The 10,274-nt window shown below is 62.3% G+C and carries 8 protein-coding genes; 1 reads left to right on the top strand and 7 read right to left on the bottom strand.

Annotated elements, in window-relative coordinates; all coding sequences use genetic code 11:
• Positions 1-121 precede the first annotated feature (121 nt).
• On the bottom strand, positions 122-838 hold the full coding sequence (locus EN984_RS09835; RefSeq protein ID WP_127270283.1) for an XRE family transcriptional regulator: 717 nt from the start codon (positions 836-838) through the stop codon (positions 122-124).
• Between the two features lie 317 nt (positions 839-1,155).
• Between EN984_RS09835 and EN984_RS09830 the strand changes: the two genes are divergently transcribed.
• Entirely contained in the window at positions 1,156-2,514 is a 1,359-nt protein-coding gene (locus tag EN984_RS09830) for an NAD(P)/FAD-dependent oxidoreductase (RefSeq protein ID WP_127270280.1), read from the top strand.
• Positions 2,515-2,525: 11 nt separating this feature from the next.
• Here EN984_RS09830 and EN984_RS09825 read toward each other — a convergent pair whose 3' ends face one another.
• From EN984_RS09825 to EN984_RS09800, 6 genes are all read right to left on the bottom strand, one after another.
• Positions 2,526-4,508, bottom strand: a complete 1,983-nt coding sequence (locus EN984_RS09825) for an ABC transporter permease subunit (protein WP_127270277.1) — start codon at positions 4,506-4,508, stop codon at positions 2,526-2,528.
• Positions 4,505-5,590 (bottom strand): glycine betaine/L-proline ABC transporter ATP-binding protein, encoded by a 1,086-nt coding sequence (locus EN984_RS09820; protein ID WP_127270274.1) that lies wholly within the window; start codon positions 5,588-5,590, stop codon positions 4,505-4,507. The genes EN984_RS09825 and EN984_RS09820 overlap by 4 nt, the downstream gene beginning before the upstream one ends.
• Positions 5,591-5,665: 75 nt before the next feature.
• Positions 5,666-6,640: an ABC transporter substrate-binding protein gene (locus EN984_RS09815; RefSeq protein WP_127270272.1), complete on the bottom strand. Its 975-nt coding sequence runs from the start codon at positions 6,638-6,640 to the stop codon at positions 5,666-5,668.
• A 420-nt stretch (positions 6,641-7,060) separates the two neighbouring features.
• Positions 7,061-7,825, bottom strand: coding sequence for an SDR family oxidoreductase (locus tag EN984_RS09810; RefSeq protein ID WP_127270269.1), 765 nt, complete (start codon positions 7,823-7,825; stop codon positions 7,061-7,063).
• A gap of 89 nt (positions 7,826-7,914) precedes the next feature.
• Positions 7,915-8,805, bottom strand: coding sequence for a DUF427 domain-containing protein (locus EN984_RS09805; RefSeq protein ID WP_164748763.1), 891 nt, complete (start codon positions 8,803-8,805; stop codon positions 7,915-7,917).
• Positions 8,802-10,274, bottom strand: a 1,473-nt coding sequence (locus tag EN984_RS09800) for an ABC transporter substrate-binding protein (protein WP_164765422.1), incomplete at its 5' end; no start/stop codon positions are given. The genes EN984_RS09805 and EN984_RS09800, both read right to left, overlap by 4 nt.

Raw genomic sequence — 10,274 nt, 5'->3', positions numbered from 1 at the left:
CATCTCCCCCTCCAGGGGGGAGATCGAATGTCACTTCAGCTTTCGCCAATCACCAGTGCAAAAGAGGAGCCGTCGCGAAGCCGATCTCCTCACGAGAGACCAAGGGGAGATCGAGTCCCGCTTAACCCGCGCTCTGCGGATAGCAAATAATCGACAGATAGCGCATCGGCAGTTTCGTCAGTTGCTCCGGCCCGTGCGGCGCGTCGGCGTCGAAGAACAGGCTGTCGCCGGGCTTCATCGGGTAGAGGTTGCTGCCGTGCCGGTAAACGACCTCGCCTTCGAGCATGTAGAGGAACTCCATGCCCTCATGCTGGAAGGTCGGGAACACATCGGAATCCTCGGTCAGCGTGATCAGATAGGGTTCGACGACGACGCCGCTGGTGTTGGAACCGATATGTCCGAGCAGGTTATACTGGTGGCCGGCGCGGGTGCCGCGGCGCTCGACATCGAGACCTTGGCCGGCCTTGACGAAGACGGCGCTGCGCTCTTCCTCGAAGCGGCGGAAGAAGGCGGTGACCGGAACGCCGAGCGCCCGCGACAGTGCCTGCAAGGTGGTCAGCGACGGCGAGGTGATACCATTCTCGATCTTCGACAGCATGCCGAGCGAAATGTCGGTGGCGACCGCGAGATCAGCCACGGTGATGCCGAGCTTCTTGCGGAAGGCCCGCACCTCGCGGCCGATCGCCACCTCCAGCACTTTTTCGCGCGTGTCGCGAATGGCATGCGGGTTCTGCGTCAGCGGCGCGCGGATGGTCTTGCCGTCGGCCGAGACCTTTGGCAGCGGCTTGGCCGTCGCACCGGCAAGACCAGCCTTGGGATCGGAAACCTTCTTCGCCATGTCGCCCCCGGCACTCCTGGGATTTATTTCACTCTAGGTGAACATGTCAGGTGCCGATACAGGAGCGCAACTGCGACGGCAAGTCGCGTGAACGCGCATGCGCATGATAATGATGTTTGGCCGCGTCCGGTTTTTCGCGGGAAATCCACATCGGCGAAACCTTGTTTCAGCATCGGGCTGTTGACAGCACGAAAGGGCCAATTACTGTCCTGTGAGTGAAATTTGTTTCGTAAGAGCAATTCCGGGACAAGCGCATAGCGCTTTCCCCTCGGGAATTGCGTCAAGACAAAAGTCGAAACCAGATCGGGAGGCCTGCCATGAAAAGTCGCGTTGCCGTCATCGGAGCCGGCCCGTCCGGCCTGGCACAGCTCAGGGCCTTCAAGTCGGCGGCCGACAAGGGCGCCGACATTCCCGAAATCGTCTGCTTCGAAAAGCAGTCGGACTGGGGCGGCCTGTGGAACTACACCTGGCGCACGGGCCTCGACGAGCATGGCGATCCGGTGCACGGCTCGATGTACCGCTATCTCTGGTCGAACGGACCGAAGGAGTGCCTGGAATTCGCCGACTATACTTTCGAGGAGCACTTCGGCCGGCCGATCGGCTCCTATCCGCCGCGCGCCGTGCTGTGGGACTACATCAAGGGACGCGTCGAAAAATCAGGCCTTCGCAAATGGGTGCGCTTCAACAGCCCGGTGCGCATGGTGACGTTTTCCGACGAGACGAAGAAATTCACCGTCACCGCGCATGACCGCACCAACGACGTCACCTATTCGGAAGAGTTCGACAATGTCGTTGTCGCTTCCGGGCATTTCTCGGTGCCCAACGTGCCCTATTTCGAGGGCTTTTCGACCTTCAACGGCCGCATCCTGCATAGCCACGATTTCCGCGACGCGATGGAATTCAAGGGCAAGGATATATTGATCATCGGCCGCTCCTATTCGGCCGAGGACATTGGCTCGCAATGCTACAAATACGGCGCCAAATCCATCACCTCCAGCTACCGCTCGAAGCCGATGGGTTTCAAATGGCCGGAGAATTGGAAAGAGGTGCCGCTCTTACAGAAGGTCGTCGGCAAAACCGCGCATTTCAAGGATGGCACCACGAAAGACGTTGATGCCATCATCCTGTGCACCGGCTATCTCCATTCTTTCCCCTTCCTCACCGACGATCTGAAGCTCAAGACCGCCAACCGCATGTGGCCGCTCGACCTCTATGAAGGCGTCGTCTGGGAGAAGAACCCGCAGCTCTCCTATATCGGCATGCAGGATCAGTTCTACACCTTCAACATGTTCGACGCGCAGGCCTGGTTCGCCCGCGACGTCATCATGGGCCGCATCAAGCTGCCCTCGGCCGAGGCGATGGCTGCGCACGGCGCGAAATGGCGCGCACGCGAGGAGACGCTCGAAGACGCCGAGCAGATGATCTGGTTCCAGGGCGACTACACCAAGGAATTGATGGACCAGACCGACTATCCGGGCTTCGACGTCGAGGCGGTCAACCAGACCTTCATGGAATGGGAACACCACAAGGCGGAGAACATCATGGGCTTCCGCGACCACGCCTACCGCTCGCTGATGACGGGCACCATGGCGCCGCTGCATCATACGCCGTGGCTGCAGGCGCTGGACGATTCGATGGAGAGCTATCTCGAGGTGAAGGGCGTCGCGGCGGAGTAGGGCGGCGCCTGCTACCCCAGCCTTGCCCTGGCCTTCGCCGTCCAGGCGCCGAACAGCCGGTCGGCGACAATGCCGATGAAGGCGATGGCCAGACCCGCGACGATGCCGCGGCCGGAATCGGCCTTGGACAGCGCGATGAACACTTCCTGGCCGAGATCGCGGGTGCCGACCATGGCGCAGATGATGATCATCGCCAGCGCCATCAGGATCGTCTGGTTGACGCCCAGCATGATCTCCGGCAGCGCCAGCGGCAGTTGCACGCGAAAGAAGGTCTGGCGCGGCGTGCAGCCCGACACCTTTGCCGCCTCGATCAGCGCCGGCGGCACCTGCCTGATGCCGTGATTGGTGTAGCGGATGGCCGGCACCACGGCGAAGGCAATGGTGGCGATCATCGCCGTGACATCGCCGACCCGAAACAGCATCACCACCGGAATGATGAAGCAGAAGGATGGCAGCACCTGCAGCGTGTCGATGACCGGCGTGACGATCTTCTCGAAGCGGTCGCTGCTTGAAGCCATCAGCCCGATCGGGATGCCGACCAGGCAGGCGATGAAGGCCGAGATACCGCAGAGATAGACGGTTGCCATGGTCTTTTCCCACAGGCCGGTGATGGCGCAGAAGGCAGTCAGCGCTGCCACCAGCGCGGCCAGCCGCAGGCCGGAGAGCTGATAGCCGGCAAGGCCGAGCAGGAACACCGCGCCCAGCCAGGGAAACCCTTCGCAAAAGGCACGCAGCGGGTTCAGCAAATTAAGGATCAGCGCCACGCGGAACGCTTCGATCGTGTCGAAGAAATTGATCGTCACCCAGTTCACCGCTGCTTTCCACAGCGGCGCGGTGGTGAAGGTGATCGCTTTTGGCACTCCCGCGAAGGCCGGCACGAACAGGCCGAGAAATGTCGTCACCACAAGGATGGCGATCGCCAGCGTCAGATTGGGATAGCGCTGCCAGAAGCTCGGGCCCGCCTGCTGATGGGTATTCCCCTCTGCCTGCTTGTGCGCGATGGCCTGGCTCAGCCGGTCGAGCGCAATGGCCAGTGCCACGATGGCAAGGCCGGCTTCCATCGCCTCGCCAACCTTCAGTGCGCGCAGCGCCAGGAGCACGTCGTAGCCGAGGCCGCCGGCGCCGATCATCGAGGCGATGATCACCATGTTCAGCGCCAGCATGATCACCTGGTTGACGCCGACCATCAGTGTCGGCCGTGCCGAGGGCAGCAGCACTCGCCACAGTTTCTGCCGCGCCGTGCAGCCTGCCATCTCGCTGAAATCGTCGATCTCCGACGGCACCCGCGACAGGCCGAGCATCGTTGCCCGCACCATCGGCGGCGTGGCGAAGATGGCGGTCGCGATCATCGCCGAGACCGGGCTGTTGCCGAACAGCAGCAGCATCGGGATGAGATAGGCGAAGGTCGGAATCGTCTGCATCAGGTCGAGGGCAGGGGAGACGATAAGCCTTTCGGCCCATGGCCTGCGCCACGCCCAGATGCCGGCGAACAGCCCGGTGACGATACAGAACGGCACGGCGATGGAGATCAGCGCCAGCGTCAGCATGGCGCTGGTCCATTGGCCGAACAGGGCGATGTAGAGGAAGCAGCCGCCGACCAGCAGGCTGAGTTTTCTGCCGCCAGCGGCATGACCGGCGAGGAAGGCGGCGGCGCAGACGCCGACCCAGGACAGGCGCGGCAGGATATAGGCGTCAGCGCCGTGGCCGATCTTGAAATTCTTGGCCAGTAGATTGAGCGCGAAATCGAGGGGAACGCCGAGCACAGCGGTGATCGAGCGGGTCAACCAGGACAGGTTCGACTTGATCCAGCGCATCAGCGCGCTGACCCAATCGGCGACCGGCACGACGGCACTTGCCGGATAGTTGACGGCCCAGGGCAGGCGGTCCTGCAACAGGAACACGACAAGCACGGCGCCAAGCGCTGCCGCCCAGACCAGCAGCCAGACCTGAATCGGTCGCGACCGCGTCTCGCTGGCGCTTGCTGTCACCGTCATGCGCCGACCCTTGAGCGATCGATGCCGGCCAGCAGATCGATCACCGCTTGCGGCGTCACCTCGCCGATCGGCTTGCCGGTGCCGTTGACCACCGCGAACGGCTTGTTGGCGGCAACGATACCGGCCGAGAAGCTGGCGATCTTGGCCTCCGGCGCCACCGTTCCGCCATGCTCCGAGCCGTCGCAGGCGCGCATTAGGCTGCGTGCCGAAATCACCTTGGCGCGGTCGACGTCGCGGGTGAACTCGGCGACATAGTCGGTCGCCGGATTGACCACCAACTCCTCCGGCGTGCCGATCTGGATGACCTCGCCATCCTTCATGATGGCGATGCGGTCGGCCAGCCGGATCGCCTCGTCGAAATCATGGGTGATGAAGACGATGGTCTTGTGCAGCATGGTTTGCAGCCGCATCAGCTCATCCTGCATTTCGCGGCGGATCAGCGGGTCGAGCGCCGAGAACGGCTCGTCGAGGAACCAGATTTCCGGTTTTGTCGCGAGGCTCCGGGCGATGCCCACACGCTGCTGCTGGCCGCCGGACAATTCGCGCGGATAGAAATGCTCGCGGCCACGGAGCCCAACGAGTTCGATCACCTCGCGCGCCCGTGCCTCGCGTGTCGGCCGATCCTGCCCCTGGATGCTGAGCGGGAAGGCGATGTTCTCCAGCACGTTGAGATGCGGCAGCAGGGCAAAATTCTGGAACACCATGCCCATGCGGTGTCGTCGCAGCTCGATCAGCGCTGCATCCGAAATCTTCAGCAGATCCTTGCCTTCGAATTCGACCTTGCCGTGGGTCGGCTCGACCAGCCTCGACATGCAGCGCACCAGCGTTGACTTGCCGGAGCCCGACAGGCCCATGATGATGAAGATCTCGCCCTGGCGGATTTCGAGGTCGACGGCGCGCACCGCGCCGACAAGTCCGGCAGCTGTGACGTCGGCCATGCTGGCCTTGCCGTCGCGTTCGCGGATGAAATTGGCCGCGTTCGATCCGAACAGCTTCCAGACATTGCGGCAGGCAAGCTTTATCGGGCGGGCATCTTTTGGCGTGCCCGCCCCCTTGGCGCCCTGTTCAGTCTTGTCCGTCATTCAAACGTCCTTCTGGAGCACAAGAACCGAGGCCCGCCTGATCAACTGCCGGGTCTCATCTTCCAGTCGGAACGATCACTGCGCCCAGGCTTTCCAGTCGGCCTCGTGGGCGGCGATCCAGGCGGCGGCGACGTCTTCCGGCGTCTTGCCGCCGAGATCGATCTCGCCGCTCATCTTGTTGAGCTCGTCGGTGTCGACCGTGTAGGCCTTCGCCACCTTGTAGGCGACCGGCCATTTGTCCTTCATGCCGGCCCAGGAGTACTTCCAGATCTCGCCATGCGGCTTGCCGCAATCATATTTGGCGTCGGGGTTGGTGCCCCATTTCGGGTCGTTGTAGCACTCGGCCGTGTATTCGGGGAATTCAACCCATTCGCCCTTGTATTTGGCCGGCGCCCAATGCGGCGAATAGATCCACAGCATGATCGGCGCTTTGCGCTGATAGGCCGAGTCCAACTCGGCGAACATCGCCGCGTCGGTGCCGGCATGGATGACGGTGAAGGGCAGTTTCAGCGCTTCGACGCGCTCGTCGTCAAAGCCTTCCCATGTTACCGGGCCGCCGAGATAGCGCCCCTTCGGTGCGGTCTCCGCCGTCGAGAAGGCTTCGGCGCATTTCGGATCCTTCAGCGCTTCCCAGTTAGGCAGGCCGGGGCACTTCTCCTTCATGTATTCGGGAAACCACCATTCTTCCTTGGCCTTGGGGCCGAGCTTGCCCAGCCGTTCGGTCTGGCCTGTCGCATCGGAGGCCTTCATGGCCTCGCCGGCGGTCGTGTCCCAGAATTCCATGCCGACATCGAGATCGCCATTGGTGAGACCGGTGGTCAGGCTGGAGAGGTAGTCGGCGGTCGGATATTCGACGGTATAGCCGAGCTTTTCCAGGATGCCGCCGAGGATCTTGGCGTTGAGGTTGACGCTGGTCCAGTCGAACAGCGCGATCTTGATCGGATCGTTGGATTCCGGTGCGGCGGCTTGGGCGGAAGGTGTCAGCAGGCTTAATGTCGCGAGCGCGACGGCGCTCATCGAGAGTTTCGAGATCTGGCTGCGAAATGACATGCTTGTTCTCCTTCAAGCTGTGAAAATTATCGTTCGTTCCCTTCTTGCGGCTTTTTCTTGATTGTGTTGGAAAGACTGGTCTTTGCGCAAGACCGTCGGCGCCAAATTATTGCCCCGGCTTTGGCCAGTGCAGGCAAGATGGTGCTCAGTTCTGGTGATAATGGAACAGGATCGGAGTGTCGGCGTCATGACTGCCGACGGATCACTGAGGGAGCGGTCATCTGCGGATCGATTGCCAGTCCTGCGGCGCCCTGCAAGGTGCGAGCCATCAAGGTCGTATGATCTCGGCTACCCGCCTGGTAAGCCCCATCTCGCCAAGGCCGTTTCATAGGATGAAATTATATATACCAAGGTTCATGTCGCGCAACGACTAACGCTTCGCGAGACGTACAAATTCAGACTGCAGGCGAAGCTGAGCTCTTACCAGCAGACGTAGCCGCCATCGACAATCAGGTCGAGGCCGGTGACGAAGCTCGCTGCGCGGCTGGCGAGGAACACCGTCGGCCCGACCATTTCCTCCGGCGCCGCCATGCGCCCCATCGGCGTGTCGCGCTTGAAGATCTTCACCTCTTCCGCCACCTCTGGCCGCTTGTTCATCGGCGTCAGCGTGTAACCGGGACTAACCACATTGACGCGCAGGCCGCGATCGGCCCACTCCATGGCGAGGCTCCTGGACATGTGGATGACGGCGGCCTTCGAAGAGTTGTAGTGCGCCTGCGTCAGGCCGCGGTTGACGATGGTGCCCGACATCGAGGCGATGTTGATGATCGAGCCCTTGCCTCGCGCCAGCATCTTGCGCGCTTCGGCCTGACAGGACAGGAACACGCCGGCGACATTGACGTCGTGAACCTTCTGCCACGTCTCCAGCGGCATCGTCTCGGCGGGCTCGGAGCCGGCAATGCCGGCATTGTTGACGGCGACGGTGAGCGCACCGAGTTCGCTCTCGACGCGATCGATCGCCGTCGCGAGATCGCTCTGCGATGTCACTGTACCGGTCAGCACCAGCGCTTTGCGGCCGAGCGCCGTGATCCGGTGCGCGGTTTCGTCCAGCCCACCCTTCGATGCATGGCCGAAACAGGCGACGTCGGCGCCTGCCTCGGCCAGTCCGATCGCGATTGCCTGGCCGATGCCGCTGCCGGCGCCGGTGACCAGCGCGACATCGCCGTTCAGTTTGAAAAGATCCATCGAGTGCCCTCCCTGGCCCAGGGAGGGTATGCGCTGAGCCGTGCTTCGATCAAGCGCTCGCGCGCAAATGGCTCAAGCGGCGTCGATACTCAGAAATAACCGCTCGACGCGGCCGTGGCTTCCTTCGGGATTTCGACGCCATCGACCAGGATCTTGTCGACCAGTTCGTGGTGGAAGCAGACCAGCCCCTTGATGCGCTCCGCCTCGTGCACCGGCTCGGGATAATACCAGACCAGGTTCTCGTGACGCTTGGCCTTGGTCGTCACGTGATAATAGTTGGAGATGCCCTTGTAAGGACAGCGCGAAATGTAGCGGCTGGGCGCGAACATATCGAGCCGCGTGTCGGCGATCGGCAGATAGTGGCGCACCGGATGGCCGGTCTCGAACAGGAACACGCCGCGGCGTGAATCGGCGACCTGTTCGCCGTCGAGAATGACCTGCACGCGCCGCGACGACGGCAGGCAGTCGACCCGGCGGAACGGATCGCGGGCGTGGACGAAGATCTCCTCGTCCTCCTCGAACCAGTGTCCCATCTTACTCCAGGTGAACGACATGTAGTCGGATATCGGCGGACAGCCCTTGACCGGATCGAGATAGCGCCAGGCCGCGTCCTCGACCAGCGTGATGCCGGTGTTGAGTGAATAGTGGGTGGCTGTGCCCTTGAACGGGTCCTCTGTCGTCGTCTTGCTCGGCAGCAGGAATTCCTCGCGAACGTCGCCGATCGGGAAGTAGTAGACCGGCAGGTGATCGGATTCGTAGAACACCAAGGCATTGGTCGTATCGGCCACGGTCATCGATCCCACCTGCACACGCAGGCGCTTCTGCGTCGGCATGGTGAAGGCTATGTAGCCCGGCTCGAATTCATACTGCACGATGTTATCGAGCAGTGGAAAATGCGGCCCACGGCCGCGCAGATGGGGCTTGCGAATGGTAGTCTCCCGTTTTGTTTCTTTTGTCATCGGGCGTTGGGGCATGATCAGCTCAACGACACGCGGTCGAGCAGCAGGCCGGCCGCGATCGGCGGAAGGCCGCTGACATTCTTGCGCACCGGCACCAGCAGATCGGGGAAATAGCTGAAGATGACAGGCGTCTCGTCGAGCAGCAATTTCTGGATGTCGGAGGCGGCAGCGCGCTGCGCGCCGGCATCGAGCGCCTTGAGATAGCTGGTGACCATGCCATCATAGGCCGGGCTCTTGAAATGCGCCGCGTTCCAAGGGCCGTCGCTGACCAACGGGCTCTTGAGGAAGATGTTTGGCACGCTGCGATGCGCGTAGTCGGTGATGCCGAGCGGGCTGTCCAGCCAGTCCGACTGGCCGAACACCGCTTTGCCGTAATATTTGTCCTGGTCCTCGATGTTGAGCGAGATGCGCGCACCGATCTCCTTGGCGAAATTCTGGAACAATTGCGCATAGCCCGGAATGTCGGAATAGCGCAGCGTGGTCAGCGTGACGTCGAAGCCTTCGGCGAGACCCGCCGCCTCGAGCAACTGCTTGGCCTTGGCGATGTCCTGGACGCGTTGCGGCACCGACTTGTCGGTCGCCGGGAAGGCCGGCGCGAACGGGCTGTCATTGCCAGTCGCCGCCATGCCGCGGCACAAGCCGTCGACCAGCTTGGCGCGGTCGATGCACAGCGCCAGCGCCTGGCGCACGCGCTTGTCGGTGAAGGGGCCGGTGTCGCAGCGCATGTGCAACTGGCGGTGCGCGGTCGAAGCGACACGCAAGACGGTGATATCAGGACTGTTCAGCACGACCTGGCTGACATCGAGCGGGACGGCATCGAGAATGTCGACCTCGCCGGCCTGCAGCGCCAGGATGCGTGGCTGCACATCGCCGTAGAACTTGAATTCGAGCCGGTCGGGCAGCGCCTTCTCACCCCAATAGTCGGGGTTGCGGATGAAGGTCGCGCCGACCTTTGGCGTGTAGCTTTCCAACCGGAACGGTCCGGTGCCTTCGAACGTCTTTTCGTAATCGCCCTTGTAGCTCGCCGGCAAGATGACGGCGTTGTAATTGTCGATCGACACTGAATAGGGAAAGCTGCCATTCGGCGCATCGAGATGGAAGGCGACGGTGTGGTCGTCGACCTTCCGGGTGCCGCCCTTCGAAAGAAGGCCTTTGAACACCGAAAGCGCGTTGGAAGCGCCGTTGGGATCGGCCAGCCGGTCGAAGGTCGCGACGACGTCGTCGGCCTTGAAATCCTCGCCATTGTGGAATTTCACGCCCTTGCGCAGCTTGAAGGTCCACACGCTGCCATCCTCGTTCGGCGCCCAGCTCTCTGCCAGCACAGGCTTCAAAGTGAGGTCCGGCTGCGTGATGCAGAGAAACTCGGCGGTTTGGAAAACCAGCTGGTAGCTGCCGCTGTCATAGTAGGTGACGGGATCGATGGCGCCGCCCGGCGTCGCCACGCCGGCGCGCACCGTGCCGCCCGGCTTGCCCTCGGCGCGGGCCTGCTG

Source organism: Mesorhizobium sp. M7A.F.Ca.CA.004.12.1.1 (assembly GCF_003997835.1).
In the GTDB taxonomy this organism is placed as follows: domain Bacteria; phylum Pseudomonadota; class Alphaproteobacteria; order Rhizobiales; family Rhizobiaceae; genus Mesorhizobium.
The sequence above is the reverse complement of the archived record's forward strand: the minus strand, read 5'-3'. Positions and strand labels throughout refer to the sequence as shown.

Bases quoted from the DNA above. Each gene is read 5' to 3' on its own strand.
- EN984_RS09835 (WP_127270283.1), bottom strand. From the start codon at position 838: ATGGCGAAGAAGGTTTCCGATCCCAAGGCTGGTCTTGCCGGTGCGACG.
- EN984_RS09830 (WP_127270280.1), top strand. From the start codon at position 1,156: ATGAAAAGTCGCGTTGCCGTCATCGGAGCCGGCCCGTCCGGCCTGGCA.
- EN984_RS09825 (WP_127270277.1), bottom strand. From the start codon at position 4,508: ATGACGGTGACAGCAAGCGCCAGCGAGACGCGGTCGCGACCGATTCAG.
- EN984_RS09820 (WP_127270274.1), bottom strand. From the start codon at position 5,590: ATGACGGACAAGACTGAACAGGGCGCCAAGGGGGCGGGCACGCCAAAA.
- EN984_RS09815 (WP_127270272.1), bottom strand. From the start codon at position 6,640: ATGTCATTTCGCAGCCAGATCTCGAAACTCTCGATGAGCGCCGTCGCG.
- EN984_RS09810 (WP_127270269.1), bottom strand. From the start codon at position 7,825: ATGGATCTTTTCAAACTGAACGGCGATGTCGCGCTGGTCACCGGCGCC.